We start from the raw sequence: 16335 nt of genomic DNA, 5'->3' as shown, positions 1-16335 counted from the left end.
GTCAAGCACTTTGTAAGAAACCAACTGGACATTCGCAAAAATACAGTGCGGCCGCCGACTGCTATTTCCATACAGCCGACGACCGATTGGATTTAGATCGTGAAGCCGCCGCCGCAAATTATATGCTGACCCGAGATGAAGTTCGATTCAGGCGCGCAGAACAGATAGACCGCGCCTGCTGCCTCTTCGGGGGTGCCGACACGACCCAGCGGAATCATGCGCTCCATCTGGGATAAAAGATCAGGGTTCACTCCGACCTTGATCTCTTTTTCCTCGACCTTGATCGTGCTGTCGCCGTCCGCGCTGCCTTCGGTCAATCGCGTGCGGATCGGCCCGAAGGCCACGGCGTTGACGTTGACCTTGTAGCGGCCCCATTCCTTGGCCATTGTCCGGGTGACCCCCAGGATACCGGCCTTGGCGGCGGAATAGTTGATCTGGCCGGCATTGCCGCCGGTCCCCGCGATGGACGAGATATTCACAACTTTGCGGAATACCTCCTGTCCGGCGGCAGCCTCTTCCTTGGCCTTGGCGCTGATCACCGGCTGGGCAGCGCGCATGATCCTGAAAGGCGCGGTCAGGTGAACGTCGATAATCGCCTGCCACTGTTCGTCCGTCATTTTCTGGACGACACTGTCCCAAGTATAGCCGGCGTTGTTCACAATGATATCCAGACCGCCAAAGCTGTCCACACCGGTCTGAACAAATCGCTCGGCGAAACCGTCCTCGGTTACACTGCCGGCGCAGACCACGGCCTCGCCTCCGACTGCGCGGATCGCTTCCGCAGTTTCATTGGCGGGATCGGCATCCAGATCGTTAACGACAACGCGGGCCCCCTCCGACGCCAGCTTGAGTGCAATTTCACGGCCAATACCCCGGCCAGAACCGGATACCAGCGCCACGCGCCCGTCGAGTTTTGCAGTCATGACTGATCCTCCCTTTTGACTATGTCAGGCTTTTTCATAAAGCGTGGTTACACAGGCCCCACCCAAACCCAGGTTGTGCTGGAGTGCGAGCCGCGCGCCATCGACCTGCCGCGCATCGGCCTGCCCGCGAAGCTGCTGGACCAGTTCGGTACACTGCGCAAGCCCGGTTGCCCCGAGAGGATGCCCCTTGGACAACAGTCCGCCCGATGGGTTGGTCACGTATTTTCCGCCATAGGTATTGTCGCCGTCGTCCACAAACTTCGCCGCATCTCCGCGACCGCATAGGCCCAAGGCTTCGTAGGTGATCAATTCGTTATGCGCAAAACAGTCGTGCAGCTCGACCACGTCCACGTCTTCGGGCCCGATGCCTGCAGCCTCATAGACCTGATCGGCGGCACGTTTGGCCATGGAGAATCCGACGACTTCGCGCATGTCATGGGCATCGAAGGTTTCCGGCCCGTCCGTCGTCATGGCCTGAGCCGCAATGCGGACAGAACTGTCGAGACCGTGCTTGTCGGCAAATTCCTTGGAACAGATAATCGCCGCGGCAGCGCCGCAGGTCGGAGGACAGGCCATCAGCTTGGTCATAACGCCGGGCCAAACGACCTGCGCTGCCATAACATCATCCGCTGTCACTTCCTGCCGGAACAGGGCAACCGGATTCTTGGCCGCATGTCGGCTGGCCTTGGCCCGGATCTTGGCAAAGGTTTCAAGCGTGGTTCCGAACTCTTCCATATGGGCCTTGCCCGCACCACCGAAATAGCGAAGGGCCAGCGGGATCTCAGCATTACCAACCAGATCATCCGTCTCTTCGTCGAACGCCGCAAACGGGCTGATCCGATCGTGGAACATTGCCCCGATCGCGCCGGGCTGCATCTGTTCGAAACCAAGCGCCAGGGCACACTCTACCGCGCCGCTTTCCACGGCCTGACGGGCCAGGAACAGCGCAGATGATCCGGTCGAGCAGTTGTTGTTGACGTTCAGCACCGGAATCCCGGTCATGCCGACGCGATACAAGGAGCGCTGGCCACAGGTACTGTCGCCATACACATAACCCACATACGCTTGCTGAACTTTGTCATAATCGAGCCCTGCGTCCGCGAGCGCGGCGCGGGTCGCCGCCGCAGCCATGATGTCATAGCTTTCGGATTTACCCGGCTTCTGGAATGGAACCATCCCAACGCCCGTGACATAAGCTTTGTTTCTCCGTTCCACTTCGCGCTCCTTATTCTAACAAGTGTTTGAATTTTTATTTGCGACTTCTCTTGCTGTCAATGTTTAAGCTAGCCGTGGTGGGTCGCCATCGCAGGGGTCAAGTAGAGCGGACGCCTCAACCTCGATGACCTGCTCCCCTGAAAAGTCCGCGGTTTGAGGTTAGTCTGTTCTCTGACGAAGGAGACAGACGATGAAGAGAAGCCGTTTCAGCGAAGAGCAGATTATCGGCATCCTGAAAGAGCACCAGGCTGGGCTTGGAGCCAAGGAACTGTGCCGCAAGCACGGGATCAGCGATGCAACATTCTACAAGTGGCGTTCTAAATACGGCGGCATGGAAGTGTCCGACGCCAAGCGTCTGAAGACACTGGAAGCAGAGAACGCGAAGCTGAAGAAGCTCCTGGCCGAGCAGATGATGGATGTTGCGACACTCAAGGAAATGCTCGGAAAAAACTTCTGAGGCCCGGCTCGCGGAGAAGAGCCGTGGACTGGGCCATGAAGGAAAGGTGTTATTCGCAAAGGCGAGCCTGTGCTTTGGCCGGGATCGATCCGCGTGTCTACCGGCGACGGCCAACCAGGCCGGAGGACAGGGAACTGCGCCAGCGGCTGCGGGAGTTGTCCGGCGAGCGGCGACGGTTTGGCTATCGCCGTCTGCACATCCTGCTCAAGCGCGAGGGCTGGCAGGTGAATTGGAAGAAGCTCTATCGGATCTACAGGGAAGAAGGCTTAACAGTTCGTAAGCGGGGCGGTCGCAAGCGCGCCATCGGGACAAGAGCGCCCATGGCGATCCCGCAAGGGCTAAACCAACGCTGGAGCCTGGACTTCGTATCCGACAGCTTGTCCTGCGGGCGCAGGTTCAGGGTGCTGTGCGTGATTGACGACTTCAGCCGGGAATGTCTTGCGACGGTTGTTGACACATCGCTCTCCGGTATCCGCGTGGCACGTGAACTGGACCGGATTGCCGAGCTGCGAGGCTATCCCTGCATGGTGGTCTCGGACAACGGCACCGAACTGACCAGCAATGCGATCCTGAAATGGCAGGAGGACCGGCAGGTCGAGTGGCACTACATCGCACCGGGCAAACCGATGCAGAACGGCTTCGTGGAAAGCTTCAATGGCCGATTGCGCGACGAATGTCTGAACGAGCACCTGTTCTCAAATCTGCGCCATGCCAGCCATCTGATCCACGCCTGGCGCGAAGACTATAACTATCACCGCCCCCATACGAGCCTCGACGGGCTCACCCCGTGGGAATATCATCAACGGTCGAAAGAGGACCAAAACCTGAACAGAGCTAACTTATAAACGCGGACTCTGAGGGGAGCAGGTCATCGATATTATTACCGGGCTCCTCTTGGCGATGGCTGGGCGAACACGGATCTATCAGTGGCCTTCGCTTGGACTTGTCAGGAAATCTAACATATGTTTGACTGGCGGTGCCGGGCTATTATTTCTTTCGGGAAGCGGTTTTGGGCTTCGATTTTCCCTTGATGGAGGCATGGGTGCAAAACGGTGCCGGCGGACTGAACAACCCTGACCCAAGACATGTCATCATCGGTTCGGGGGCGGACGGACCCGGTTAGGGAGCGATTGAGAACACCCGCTAGCCGATTTTTCCGTCAAGTAAGGTAAGCTATGGTGAAAAAACAAACAAAAAACGAAAACTCGTCCAAATTATTGGCGCGCGCTGCTGAAGTCTGGAACGAACGCGCGCTTGGTTTCATCACCGAAATGAATTTGCAGATTGAAAGATCAGCACTTGATGGCGTTCAACTTCGCATGCCCTACAATCCGGAATTTTGCGTCGATGAAGAAGGCACCATGCTCCACGGCGGGATACTGACCGCGTTACTCGACAGCGCTTTTGGATTGGCCAATTTTCTTGCCGTCGAGGACCTCGAATCGATGGCGACCATAGATCTGCGGGTTGAATATCTGGGCCCCGCACAGTCGCGCGCCGACATACTGGTTTTCACGGAATGCTACCGGCAGACGCAGCACGTTGCTTTCAACAGCGGCCGTATCTGGTTCGATACAAACGGGCAACCCGAAGTCGCCCGTGCTATGGGCACGTTTTCGGTTACGCGGGGAACGAACAGCTTGTTGGACAAGTTGAATACGATGGGGCCCGGACAATGACGTTGGATAAACTCCAGGCGCAATGCGACAGGGTGCCGTTTTTTCGCTTTCTCGGTTTCGAAATCACCGATGTCGATGATGACTGTATCCACGCACGGATGGAACAGTCCGCCCGTCATGTCGGTAACCCTGTCTTAAAAGCATATCATGGCGGCATCACGGCCAGTTTCATGGAGGCAATCGCGTCGACTGCAGTGTCGCACAATTGGGAAATCCTGCGCCCAAAACCAATTAACCTGACGGTGGATTATTTACGCCCGGCTTTGGCGGGCACTCTGTTTGTTCGTGCTGATATTTCGAAGAAGGGCCGTCGAATGTCCAGCATTGAAACCGTTGCATGGCAAAAAGACCCGGCAAAACCAGTCGCGAAGGGGTTGTTCCACTTTTTGTTGGTATAGCGCGAAAACAGGCTTTTTCCCTGCTTATTCAGGGCGTTCTCCGGCCAGTGTTATTCGGTGCATGACGCGTTTGAATCCGTGATAGTCATTAATCGGATTGTGATGACAGGCACGGTTGTCCCAAAAGGCGATGGAACCGGGCTGCCACGCGAAGCGGCATGTAAATTCCGGTCGGGATTGATGCGCGAACAGAAAATGCAGCAGCGGCGCGCTTTCCTCGACGGTCATGCCTTCGAAATGCGTGGTGTGGCCGATATTGACGTACAACAGTTTTTTTCCGGTCTCGGGATGCGTTCTGACAACCGGATGCACAGCTTCCAGAACCGTGTCTGAATCCTGTTTGGCCTCGGTTTTCAACCGGTCCTCCCGCGTGGCCGAGGCGTCCGCTTTGGCCGAGGAGTTCACCGCCCGCAATCCGTCCAGCATCATTTGTAGCCCATCCGACAGTGTTTCATAGGCCAGATACATGTTGGAAAACAGCGTATCGCCACCATAAGGGGGCAATTCGCGGGCCACCAACATCGTGGCCTTGGGGGGCGCATCCAGATAGGCCGTATCCGAATGCCAGATGCCACCGAAATTCGTTGTTTCATGCTCCAGTTTGACGACCGGTGCTATCTGCGGGAAACCTTCAATACCCTTGACCATCGGATATTCCAGTACTGTCCCGAACCGCTCGGCAACTGCCAGATGCTGGGCCGCTGTAATATGCTGATTGCGGAAGAACACGACAAGAAAATCGCGTTGCGCCTGCGCAATTTCCGAAATGTTCAGATCGCTGATGGCCCCCGTCAGGTCGACCCCGTGGATTTCTGCACCGATAGCGCCTGCAACCGGCCTAACGGAAATAGTCTCGTAGTTCATATCTTGCCCTTCCAATCTGTCTCCAAGGCCTAGAGGATTGTCCTGGGTCCGCCCCATGGACCGCTTGAGCTTTTAGCCGTTGTTGATTTTGCCTGTGATATATACTGTTCCGGTAAATCCAGCGACCAAGTTACCTTGGGAATTGCTGACATCGACGCGGTACATGGCAATCCGGCGGGACCGCGACGTTTCCCAAGCCTTTGCCGTCAATGTTTCACCTTCGGACACTGCGGCCTGATACGTCATATGTGTGTCAATCCCCGCAGAGAGAACCCCCTGGCTGTTCGAGGCCAGACCAAAAGCGCTGTCAGCCAAAGCAAAGAGCGCGCCGCCATGACAGGTTCTGTTGAAATTGATATGAAAGGATTGAACCTGCATACGCAGTTCCGAAGTTCCCGTCCCGATATTTACAAGGTCTATACCCAAGTGGCGCATGAACCCGTCCCGGCGCGAAAACTCGCGTCCCAGATCGGCCGGCGAAGGCGATTGGTCATTGCTCATTGGCGTTATACCCCAGGATACCACCTAGGATTTGTTTTGCCGCGTCTGTTAAACCGAGCCGCGCATCCTGAACCGCATGCAGAATATCTTCGACTTTCTCCGATCTGCTGTTCATGACGTGCGCCTCTGCCGCCTTGGACACCGCTTGCGCCAGAAGGTGCCGGGTGCGTCCCGCCAGGGCCGACCGGTCCGTTTGCCTGTCGCGCCGGTCGGCCACAACCGTCACGGCGTCGGCCAAATCGGCAACTCCAACCCGATTGATGGCGTCTGTGCTCAGCACGGGCACCGGATGTTCGGCAGTCGCTCGCAGGCCAAGCATTGCGTTGAGTTGCCGACGGGTTTGCGAGGCTAGTGGTTGATCTGCCTTGTTGACCACCAGGACATCGGCAATTTCCAAAATACCCGCCTTGATCGCCTGGACGTCATCGCCCAGCCCTGGGGCGGCGATGACCACACGCACGTCGGCAATGGTGGCCATCTCGACCTCGGACTGCCCGGTTCCGACGGTTTCCAGGATGACAACATCGCGGTCCGCGGCATCCATCAGATCGGCGACTTGCGCTGCTGATGCCGACAGGCCCCCTAAGGCCCCGCGCGAGGCCAGGGAGCGGATGAAAACGCCTTCGTCCAGGGTGTGTTCCGCCATGCGGATCCGGTCACCCAGAACCGCGCCCCCGGTGATCGGGCTGGACGGGTCCACCGCGACTATGCCCACCGTCTTTCCACGTCGGCGCAATTCGGCGACGTACGCGTTGACCAGAGTTGATTTGCCGGCCCCGGGCGGGCCAGTGAATCCGACAACGATCGCCTGACCCAGATGTGGACGGATCGCGCGCAGGATTTCGATGGCTTGGGGAGTGTCTCGCTCCACCACGCTGATTGCACGTGCCAGCGCTGCCGTTTCCCCGTTTATCAGGCGCCGCGCTAGCGCGGGCATCTCGGGTGTTGCCTGCTTCATATGTTCAGGCCACCACCAAAGGTCGGCCAAAACCCAATTCGTCACGCAATACCGCGATGATCTCGCCTTGGGTGGCCCCGGCGCGGGTGGCCACGACAATCGCGGCGAAGGTGTTTTCGCTCTCGGACCGCGCGGCGGTGCGCATGTCACTCAGCGCCGTCGTGACGCCTCCTTGATCGCGATTCGCCTTGTAGGCGGCCAGCCGGTCGATCTGGCCCTGCATCCAGTCGGGATCGGGCCGGTCGATGGCCGGAAGGACGGTTTCCTCCTCTTCCTCCTGATAGGCATTTACGCCGACCACTATCTGTTCACCCGTGTCCACGGCTTCTTGGAACCCCAGAGCGCTTTCACCGATTGCCTTCTGGACGAAGCCATTCTCAACCGCCTTGAACATGCCGCCCTGTTCGTCGATCTCGGCAATGACCCGCAGGATTTCCGCCTCCATCTGGTCAGTCAGCGTTTCGACATAGTATGAGCCACCAAGCGGATCGATCACATCGCACAGCCCAGCCTCGTGCTTGAGGATGTTCTGCGTGGCGATGGCAACCTTGGCGGGGCCTTCTGTAGGGGTCGTGAAAACTTCGTCATATCCGTCGGTGTGCAGCGACTGCAATCCACCAAGAATACCGGCCATGGCCTGCACCGCCACGCGCGAAATGTTGTTCAGGGGTTGCTGGCGGGTCAGATCGACACCAGACGTTTGCGCGTGAAACTTGAATCGTTTGGCTCTAAGGTTTGACACGCCGAACCGCTCTTCGACCAGTCGCGCCCAGATGCGCCTGCCCGCGCGGAATTTGGCCACCTCTTCGAAGAAACTGATCGAGATGTCGAAGAAGAAGGTGAACCGTTCCAGGAACTTGTTCGGTTCGAGGCCGCGCGCCATGCAATCTTCGGCATACTGGATTGCCGAGGACAGGGTAAGGCCCATTGCCTGTGCCGGAGTGGCGCCGGCCTGCTGCATGTGCTGTCCGACCACTGACAACGGGTTCCAATTGGGCACGTTTTCGGCCAACCACTCGATCGCGTCCAGCTGCACCCGCCGCGCACCGGTCAGTGACAGGCGATAGAACATGTGGTTTGCGACGAAGTGCGAAATGTAATCACTTTGGTTCGATGTTCCGGTAATCTTGCTCCAGGGTACACCGCGTTGCTCGGCGACGATAAGAAGCTGTGCCAGCATGGTGAACGGATTGGGGTCGTTCAGACCAATCGAAATATCGCCAATAGGAATATCGGCCAGGCTTATATCCATATCCTGGACGGTGTTGATAACCGTGCCGCAGGTGCCCAGCAACTCGGGCTCGACCTCGTTGGCGTCGACGCCGCGATAAACCGAATTGCAGGGAATTATGCTAAGGGCCGAGGCCCCGGATTTCAGGATCTTCTTGATCCGGCCGTTGAAATCTTCCGGGCGACCCAGACCGATCAGTTGGCGTTGGGTCCAGGTGCGTCCGCGGTGCATCGATGGATAGATACCGCGCGTCATCGGTCCCGAACCTGGGAACCCTAGCTTTGCGTCATAGGTGGCATCGACCTCTTCGTCGGGCCAATAGAGAGGTTGGATTTCCAGCCCGGACCGGTTGCGGACGGTTTTTCCCTCTCTGACCTGTGCCTGATAGCCTGACTTCCAATCCCGCGCGGCCGTTTCCCGGTCGGAGCCGCCCGAATGCACCTTGGCGTCAATCTTGTTCATCGCATGCACCCCTTGTCAGTCATCTGTGCGATCGTCGGCGGCATCGACCGCCAGCTTCGCCACCGCTTCAACAATCTCTTCGCGGCCAGAACCGGGGTGGAACACCCGCGATACCCCGGCCTTCAAAAGATCCGCTTCTTCCTCTGCAGGCACGATGCCACCGACAATCACGCGAATATGGCCCAAGCCAGCTTCATCAAGCGCTTTCATCAGCTTCGGTACCAACAGGTGATCTGTCGCCAGCGAGCTTATCCCGATCACGTCCACATCCTCTTGCAAGGCCAGCGCCACGACCGCCTCAAGCTTCTGCCAGGGATCAGTATAGATTACCTCCATTCCGGCATCGCGGAGATATGCCGCCACGATCCGGCTGCCGCGATCATGGCCGTCGAGGCCTATTTTGGTGACCAGAACGCGCGCGGGAATGACAGTATCCAGTGTCATGTTCTTTTCCCTTCTGTCTTGGTGTTGTCTTGCGCAAATCGCAGGTTGGCCACGATTTGCCTTGCAAGATTTGACGGGGTCTCTCTCCCGGGGCGATACCAAAGCGGCACATGGTTGAGAGCCCCTATGAGCATAAGCCGAAACAGGCTCCGATCAGTTCCGGCCGGCAAGGGCAAGGCATCGACCAGAGCAATGAAAGTTTTTTCGTAGTCGTTACGCAGGGAGATCAGTTCTTCCGCAGCCCCGGGTACATCCTGTGGGAGGACGCGCACGATCACACTCGCGAAGTCGCTCCCTTCCAGAAGGGTAACAAGATGCGCCTCGCACGCAGCCTGCAACCGCTCCCATGCGTTGCCCTGACAGGCCGCAAGCGCCGCTTCGGCGGCGGCGCTAATTCGTTGGACCCCTTCCTCAAAGACAGCGACCAGCAAGGCCTCTTTGGAAGGAAAATGATAGTAAAGCGACCCCGGCAACATGCCCGCTTCCTTGGCGATGTCGCGGATGGACGTGCCGTTGAAACCCTTGCGGACAAAGAACCCGGCGGCGATCTCAAGAACGATTTCCCGGCGGTTGTTGGCCTGCGGCTTGTGGGTGGCGAGAGTTGGCATAGCGTACACATAAAAGCAAACGATTGTTTGGTTATAGTGGGAAATCTGTATTCTGTCAAATTGTAACCTCTTGGGCTTGGAGGTCTGTTCAGCTCGTTGATTGGCGACGAGGAACACGCCATAAACATCTGAGCGAACTCATTTCACTAGACGCCATCCGTAAATCTGGCACGGGTCCCAAGACCCTTTCAGACATGGGCATTCCGGTCCTCGATCCGTTCTTCGAACCTTGGCGATTGGCGCAAGCCGGTGCACCGCCAGCACCACGCCTTTACAGGCGGAATATTCCATAATGCGGATCGTCGATCGGTGCATTTAGCGATGCCGAGATGGACATGCCGAGCGCATTGCGCGTATCCGCCGGGTCGAGGATGCCATCGTCCCATATCTCTGACGTCGAGGTGTAGGCTTCGACGTCCCGGCTGTACTTTTCCAGCACTGGCTCGCGGATCGCGGCAATTTCCTCTTCCGACAGTTTTTTGCCTTCGCGCTGAAGCTGACGGATTTTGACATCAGCCATGGTATTGGCGGCCTGCTCCGCCCCCATGACGCCGATTTCGGCCTGTGGCCACATGAACAGCGTGCGCGCATCCCAGGCCCGCCCACACATGCCGTAATTGCCGGCCCCGTAAGACGCATTGGCGATCACGGTGAACTTCGGCACGACCGAGCCGCCCTGCGCCATCAGCATCTTGGCGCCGTCCTTGGCGATGCCGCGTTCTTCGTATTCGCGGCCCACCATGTAACCGGTGATGTTCTGGAAGAAGACCAGAGGCGTCCGGTTCTGGTTGCAAAGCTGCATGAAATGCGCGGCCTTGAGCGAGCTGTCGTTGAACAGCACCCCGTTGTTGGCAAGAATGCCGACCTTGTAACCCCAGATATGGGCAAAGCCGCACAGCATCGTGGTGCCATAGTCGGGCTGATACTCGTGAAAGCGTGAACCGTCTACGATCCGGGCCAGAACCTCGCGCATGTCGAACTGGGTTTTCCGGTCCTTTGGAATGATCCCGTAAAGTTCTTTGGGGTCATAGTAAGGCTCTTCAAAGGTCGCGGTTTCGATGATTGTTTTTGGCGTACGCTTCCACTGGCCGACAATCTCGCGGGCCAGTGAAAAGGCGTGTTGTTCGGTCGCGGCGCGATAGTCGCCCGTGCCCGAAACCGAGGTGTGCATTACCGCCCCGCCCAGTTCCTGAACGCCGACCTCCTCGCCGGTGGCTGCCTTGACCAGCGGCGGACCGCCAAGGAAAATCGCCCCTGTGCCTTCGATGATGATGTTGTAGTCGCTCAGTGTCGGCACATAGGCGCCACCAGCCGTGCAGTGTCCGCCGACCACAGCAATCTGCGGGATATTGGCCTGGCTCAGCTTGACCTGGTTGCGGAACACCCGCCCGCCCAGATACCGGTCGGGAAACACCCCGTGCTGCAGCGGCAGGAAACCGCCCGCGCTGTCGCAGATATGGATGACCGGCAGACGGTTTTCCAGCGCGACATCCAGAAGACGCACAACCTTTTTTACCGTATGTGGATACCAGGCCCCGCCCTTGACGCTGGCATCGTTGGCGTGGATGGCGACCTCGCGGCCCTGCACAATACCGATGCCCGTCACCACAGCGGCGCCGGGCACGGTGCCGTCGTATTCGCGACAGGCGGCAAGTGTGGAAAACTCCAAAAACGGAGTGCCGGGGTCCAGCAGCAGTTTCAACCGCTCGCGCACGCCCAGTTTGTTCTGGCGGGCAAGGCGGTCGATATCGCGTTGCGGGCGTTCGAAACGCGCCGCGTGCTGGCGGGCGTGGAATTCCTTCAGCCGTTCAGACATGGCGGCATAATTTGCCTTGTAGTCGGCGGCATTGGTGTCGATCTGACTTTCAATCCTGCGCATTGTCACTCCTCCTCCGGGGCCAATTGGGCCAGGATGTCTTTCAGACCAAAACTGTCGCCTTCGGCGAATGGCATTTCGGCAACGACCCCGTCGCGCGGCGCCGTCAGTGTGGTTTCCAACTTCATGCTTTCGATCACCAGAAGCGGCTGGCCTTCTTCAACCGCATCGCCGGGTTTAACCGCAACCGACACCACGACACCCGGCATGGGCGCCACCAATCGGTCATCGCTCGCGCCACCGTCGCTTCCGGCCAGGCGTTCGGCGGGATCAACCCGCCCGACTTCATAGGTTCGCCCGTCCATATGCACAAAAGTTGCTTCCGGCCCCACGACCAGTCGCAATTCGCGCACAACACCCTTGGCCCGCAACGTATACCCGCCCGGCAGACCCGTCGGGTCCAATTGGCAGGCAACAGCGCCAGTGGGGGTATTGAGCACGAACCGGCTGCCATCATGACCCAGCCAGCAATCAGTCTCTTCTCCGTCGATCTGAAAAATCCGTTGCATCAGTTTCTCCACCCGCCCATCTTGCGGTACATTTCCGGTATCTGCATTACGTCACTCACCAGCCGCGCGTCCGATAGGGCCGCCGCCGCCATCAGCAAGTCAGAGACATCTTCGCCCGGCGCGGTCAGCGTTTCGGATTGTTCAGCCAGGAAGCCAGTTGAAACGTCACCAGAGGCGAAATCCGGATGTGCAAGGATTGCATCCAGGTAACCGGTATTGGTCGTCACCCCGAGAATCACATAGTTCTGCACCGCGTTCCGGGCACGGGCGATGGCCTGCGCGCGATCCGGGCCATGCACGATCAGCTTGGACAACATCGGGTCGAAGTCGGTCGTTACCTTGCCGCCATCCAGAATGCCGCTGTCTACGCGGACACCCTCGCCCTGGGGTTCGTCCAGCAGCCGGATATCGCCGATCGCGGGGCGAAAATCGGCCGTCGCATCCTCGGCACAGATGCGCAGTTCGATCGAGTGTCCGGTTTGGGGAATATCCGCCTGCACGGCGCTCAAGCCCTTGCCCGCCGCGACACGCAGCTGCTCGGCAACCAGATCGAAGCCGGTCACCAGTTCGGTCACCGGATGTTCGACCTGAAGGCGGGTGTTCATTTCCAGGAAATAAAAGGCCCCATCCTGCGCATAGATGAATTCGACCGTCCCCGCCCCGCGGTATTTGACGGCGCGGGCAATCCCGGCCGCGGTTTCGCAGATTTCGTCCCGTTGTTCGGGGGTCAGCGCCGGTGAGGGCGTTTCCTCGATAATCTTCTGGAACCGGCGCTGGATCGAACATTCACGTTCCCAGAAGTGCACGACATTGCCCTGCCCGTCGCCCATCACCTGCACCTCGATATGGCGCGGGCGTTCGATATAGCGTTCGACAAACAGACGGCCGTCACCGAAATACCGTTCGCCTTCGCGGCGCGCGGTTTCGATTTCGGTCTCCAGCGTGCTGTCCTCGCGCACGACGCGCATGCCCTTGCCGCCACCGCCGGCCGAGGGCTTGATGAGCAGCGGATAGCCAACGGCGCGGGCGCGTTCGACAAAGCTCGCCGGATCATCATCCTCGATCGCCGAGGGGGCGACGGGAAAACCGCGTTCCTCGACAAAGGCGCGGGCGCGGACCTTGTCGCCCATCAGGTCGATGGTCTGGGAGGTGGGGCCGACAAATGTCACGCCGGCCTCTTCCAGCGCCGCGACGAAGGCCGCGTTCTCGGACAGAAAGCCATAGCCGGGATGCACCGCATCCGCGCCGATCTTTGTTGCCGCCGCGACGATCTGCGAAATATCGAGATAGGCTGCCACCGGTGTCGGGCCGTCGATGGTCACAACCTCATCCGCGATCAGATGGGCAGGCCCCTCTTGTTCCGTGGCGTGGCGCAACACGGCCGTCGCAAGCCCGCGGGCCTTGGCGGTGCGCAACACGCGCGCCGCGATCTCGCCCCGATTTGCGACCAGAAGTTTCGAAATGGTCATGTCGTTATCCTCTTAGTTCCGGTTCGCGGCGTTCAGTCCATCCCTCGCGGCCAGTTCAGCCGGCACGGGGATTTCGATGTCTAGTAGCATCTGCGCAAAGCCCTTGCCCTGCGGATCGATCCGGACCGAGGCGATGCCGCCGCCTCCGAGGGATTCGTGCAGCAGGAAATTCAGCGCGTTTGTTCCGGGCAGATCGAAGCGTTCCACCGGGCCCTTGCACAGGTGGGCGAAGTAATCCTTGACCACCGTCTCGGTTAGCGTCGAGCGGATGTAAGGCAGGTAGTCCGGCTTGCGGGCGAGGATGCCAATATTGGCGATATCACCTTTGTCACCGGAACGTCCCCACGCCAGATCCACCAGCCGCACCTTGACCGCGTACGGACCGGCCTCACGGCTTTCCAACGCCGGTGCAGCTGGCGCATCGAGCTGCACGGCGTCGTTGGCGAGGGTAACCGGTACGGCCTTGCCGTCAACCTCGACCGCGACCGGCGTTTCTGCCTTGTCCTGTAGAAAAGAGAACAACCTCACCACCGGCTGCACCTTGGGCCGCCCGGCGAAGAACCCGGTCAGGCCCTGCGCGGTGGAAATGGCCATTGGCGCGATCTCTCCCGCGAAAATATTGAGCGCGCTTCGATCGTCATGCGTCACGCCGACTTTCAAAACCACCTCGCGCGTCTGGGCCCGAGCGTTCGCGCCATAGGCGGCCTCGGCGCCGAGCACCTCGACGCTGACCTCGCGGAAATCGCCCAGGTTGCGGTCTCGGAAGATTCGGCGACAGCGCTTCAGTATCGCCTCGGCGACGCGCTCGGCCTTGGCAGGCGCGTCGATGGCGGCCAGCGTCAGAGTGGTAACGGCGCGCCAGCCGTCTGCATGGGTCGCCGACACTTTGTAGCTGCCTGTACGTCCAAGGCCTTTGCCACCCTTCACCAGCACCCGGTCGGGGCCAACCTGTTCCAGCGTAACGCCAGACCAGTCACAGATGACATCGGGCAGCAGGTAGGCGCGCGGATTGCCTATTTCATAGAGCATCTGTTCGCCGACAGATCCGGGCACGACCAGTCCGCCGGTATCAGGCGTTTTGGTCATGACAAAGCTGCCATCAGCGAAGACCTCGACAATGGGCATGCCCATGTCGTCCCAGCCCGGCACCTCCTGCCAGTCGGTGAAATTGCCGCCCGTGCCCTGCGGCCCGCATTCGATCAGGTGGCCCGCCAGCGATCCCTGGCTGAGCTTGTCCCAATCTTCATCACCCCAGCCGAATTCGTGCATCAAGGGGCCGAGCGCCACGGCGCTGTCGGCGCAGCGGCCGGTGATCACGATCTCGGCCCCGGCATCCAGCGCTGCGGCGATTGGGCGGGCGCCGAGATAGGCGTTCATACTCCAGATATCGTCGGGGAAATCCACACCCGAAAACATTTCGGTTACGCCGCGGTCGCGAATCTTGTCGCCCTGGTCCAGCAGGTCGTCCCCCAGTACGACGCCGATTGATATGTCGATGCCCGCGGCTTCAGCCGCCTTGGCCAGCGCTTCGCGGCAGCCGCGCGGGTTCACGCCGCCGGCATTGGCCACCACCTTGATCCTCTTGCGCTTGATCTCTGCCAGCCAGGGGGTCAGCGCCTTGACAAAATCCGGGGCGAACCCTGCCTCGGGCGACTTGGCGCGCGCACGCGCCATCAAGGACATCGTCACTTCGGCCAGGTAATCGAAGACGAGATAGTCGATCTCGCCGAGGGAAACCAACTGCCCGACCGCTTCGGGCGTATCGCCCCAAAATCCCGATGCGCATCCGATGCGCAGCTTTTGATCCGACATATTCCTCTCCTCCCCGTTTGATCAGCGGCCCGTCCATTCAGGTTTGCGCTTCTCAATAAAGGCATCAAAGCCCTCGCGCGCGTCTTCTGTCTGTGCAACGCGGGGTAATAACGTTTCTGCAAACCGCATTTGCTGCGGATAGGTCATGTCCTCCATCGCGTGACAGGCGTATTTTCCCAGCCGGATCGCGCTCGGCGACTGCGCGGCAATCTGGGCAACCAGTTCTGCAACCTTGTCGTCCAGCCCCGCGGCATCGGTCACATAGTTGACCAGATTGAATTGCAGGGCTTCTTCGGCAGTCAGGGGAACGCCGGTGATGAACATTTCCATCAGCCTCCGCCGGGGCAGCACGCGCATCATGGGTGGTACGATCGTCATAGGAAACAGGCCCACCTTGACTTCGGGCGTTCCGATGCGGGCATGATCCGCCATCACTGCCAGATCGCAGGCACAGATGATGCCCGCCCCCGCCCCCATCGCGATGCCATTGATGCGCGCGATCGTTGGCTTTCGGCACGCCTGTATCGTCTCGAACAACCTTCCGGCAAAATGATCCGGGTCCGCCGGATCCTGAACAAACGGGCCGCCATCCGCCCCCGCCTTGATGTCGCCCCCGGCACAGAAGGCTCGCTCGCCCTCGCCAGTTAGAACGATCACTCGGCAATCGCTGTCACCCTCGGCAGCATGGATGGCGGCAATGATCCCGTCCGCGACCTCACGGTTGAGGGCATTTCGACTGTCGGGCCGTCGAATCGTAATACGTAATTCGCCGCCGCGCGCATGCGATTGGACAACGCTCTCAATCATTTCCACAGCTCCCCCCCGCATTTTATGACCTCCAGGCTTTCTAACGTCAGGTCGTAAAAAGCTTGGCTTGATCTATTTTCTAACATGTGTTTGATTTTGGTCAACACTACAGACGACATTTT

The 16335-nt window shown here is 59.2% G+C and carries 16 protein-coding genes; 3 read left to right on the top strand and 13 right to left on the bottom strand.

What is annotated here, in order from left to right; genetic code table 11:
• Positions 1-92 precede the first annotated feature (92 nt).
• The gene (locus OE747_RS19390; protein WP_263830155.1) at positions 93-923 is read right to left on the bottom strand and encodes an SDR family NAD(P)-dependent oxidoreductase; all 831 of its coding nucleotides are present in this window, start codon (positions 921-923) and stop codon (positions 93-95) included.
• Positions 924-947: 24 nt separating this feature from the next.
• Positions 948-2138 carry a lipid-transfer protein gene (locus OE747_RS19385; protein ID WP_263830154.1) on the bottom strand — a complete coding sequence of 397 codons (1191 nt, stop codon included), beginning with the start codon at positions 2136-2138 and terminating at the stop codon, positions 948-950.
• Between the two features lie 190 nt (positions 2139-2328).
• Here OE747_RS19385 and OE747_RS19380 point away from each other — a divergent pair.
• The 3 genes from OE747_RS19380 (at position 2329) to OE747_RS19370 (ending at position 4672) form a co-directional block, all read left to right on the top strand.
• Positions 2329-3440, top strand: a protein-coding gene (locus OE747_RS19380; protein WP_263830153.1) for an IS3 family transposase whose coding sequence is annotated in 2 segments (ribosomal slippage) — positions 2329-2584 and positions 2584-3440 — 1113 coding nt in all. Because the reading frame shifts where the segments join, the coding sequence is not laid out codon by codon here.
• Between the two features lie 330 nt (positions 3441-3770).
• The gene (locus OE747_RS19375; RefSeq protein ID WP_263830152.1) at positions 3771-4274 is read left to right on the top strand and encodes a PaaI family thioesterase; all 504 of its coding nucleotides are present in this window, start codon (positions 3771-3773) and stop codon (positions 4272-4274) included.
• The gene (locus tag OE747_RS19370; protein WP_263830151.1) at positions 4271-4672 is read left to right on the top strand and encodes a PaaI family thioesterase; all 402 of its coding nucleotides are present in this window, start codon (positions 4271-4273) and stop codon (positions 4670-4672) included. Before OE747_RS19375 ends, OE747_RS19370 begins: the two co-directional genes overlap by 4 nt.
• Before the next feature lie 24 nt (positions 4673-4696).
• Here OE747_RS19370 and OE747_RS19365 read toward each other — a convergent pair whose 3' ends face one another.
• From OE747_RS19365 to OE747_RS19315, 11 genes are all read right to left on the bottom strand, one after another.
• The gene (locus tag OE747_RS19365) at positions 4697-5536 is read right to left on the bottom strand and encodes a TauD/TfdA dioxygenase family protein (RefSeq protein ID WP_263830150.1); all 840 of its coding nucleotides are present in this window, start codon (positions 5534-5536) and stop codon (positions 4697-4699) included.
• A gap of 72 nt (positions 5537-5608) precedes the next feature.
• Positions 5609-6037 carry a PaaI family thioesterase gene (locus OE747_RS19360; RefSeq protein ID WP_263830149.1) on the bottom strand — a complete coding sequence of 143 codons (429 nt, stop codon included), beginning with the start codon at positions 6035-6037 and terminating at the stop codon, positions 5609-5611.
• Positions 6027-6995, bottom strand: coding sequence for a methylmalonyl Co-A mutase-associated GTPase MeaB (meaB, locus tag OE747_RS19355; protein WP_263830148.1), 969 nt, complete (start codon positions 6993-6995; stop codon positions 6027-6029). The genes OE747_RS19360 and meaB overlap by 11 nt, the downstream gene beginning before the upstream one ends.
• 4 nt (positions 6996-6999) lie before the next feature.
• On the bottom strand, positions 7000-8688 hold the full coding sequence (locus OE747_RS19350) for an acyl-CoA mutase large subunit family protein (RefSeq protein ID WP_263830147.1): 1689 nt from the start codon (positions 8686-8688) through the stop codon (positions 7000-7002).
• 15 nt (positions 8689-8703) lie between these two features.
• Positions 8704-9132 carry a cobalamin B12-binding domain-containing protein gene (locus OE747_RS19345; protein ID WP_263830146.1) on the bottom strand — a complete coding sequence of 143 codons (429 nt, stop codon included), beginning with the start codon at positions 9130-9132 and terminating at the stop codon, positions 8704-8706.
• Positions 9129-9857: a TetR/AcrR family transcriptional regulator gene (locus OE747_RS19340; RefSeq protein WP_263830145.1), complete on the bottom strand. Its 729-nt coding sequence runs from the start codon at positions 9855-9857 to the stop codon at positions 9129-9131. Before OE747_RS19340 ends, OE747_RS19345 begins: the two co-directional genes overlap by 4 nt.
• A gap of 154 nt (positions 9858-10011) precedes the next feature.
• Positions 10012-11619: an acyl-CoA carboxylase subunit beta gene (locus OE747_RS19335; protein WP_263830144.1), complete on the bottom strand. Its 1608-nt coding sequence runs from the start codon at positions 11617-11619 to the stop codon at positions 10012-10014.
• 2 nt (positions 11620-11621) lie between these two features.
• Positions 11622-12125 carry an acetyl-CoA carboxylase biotin carboxyl carrier protein subunit gene (locus tag OE747_RS19330; RefSeq protein WP_263830143.1) on the bottom strand — a complete coding sequence of 168 codons (504 nt, stop codon included), beginning with the start codon at positions 12123-12125 and terminating at the stop codon, positions 11622-11624.
• Entirely contained in the window at positions 12125-13594 is a 1470-nt protein-coding gene (locus tag OE747_RS19325; RefSeq protein WP_263830142.1) for an acetyl-CoA carboxylase biotin carboxylase subunit, read from the bottom strand. Before OE747_RS19325 ends, OE747_RS19330 begins: the two co-directional genes overlap by 1 nt.
• Before the next feature lie 12 nt (positions 13595-13606).
• Positions 13607-15406 (bottom strand): acyclic terpene utilization AtuA family protein, encoded by a 1800-nt coding sequence (locus OE747_RS19320; RefSeq protein WP_263830141.1) that lies wholly within the window; start codon positions 15404-15406, stop codon positions 13607-13609.
• A 21-nt stretch (positions 15407-15427) separates the two neighbouring features.
• Positions 15428-16213 carry an enoyl-CoA hydratase-related protein gene (locus OE747_RS19315; protein ID WP_263830140.1) on the bottom strand — a complete coding sequence of 262 codons (786 nt, stop codon included), beginning with the start codon at positions 16211-16213 and terminating at the stop codon, positions 15428-15430.
• Between the last annotated feature and the right edge of the window lie 122 nt (positions 16214-16335).

Origin of the sequence: Ruegeria aquimaris, from assembly GCF_025751555.1 — a bacterium.
Lineage (GTDB): Bacteria > Pseudomonadota > Alphaproteobacteria > Rhodobacterales > Rhodobacteraceae > Ruegeria_B > Ruegeria_B aquimaris.
This window is presented reverse-complemented; position numbering and strand designations above follow the sequence as displayed.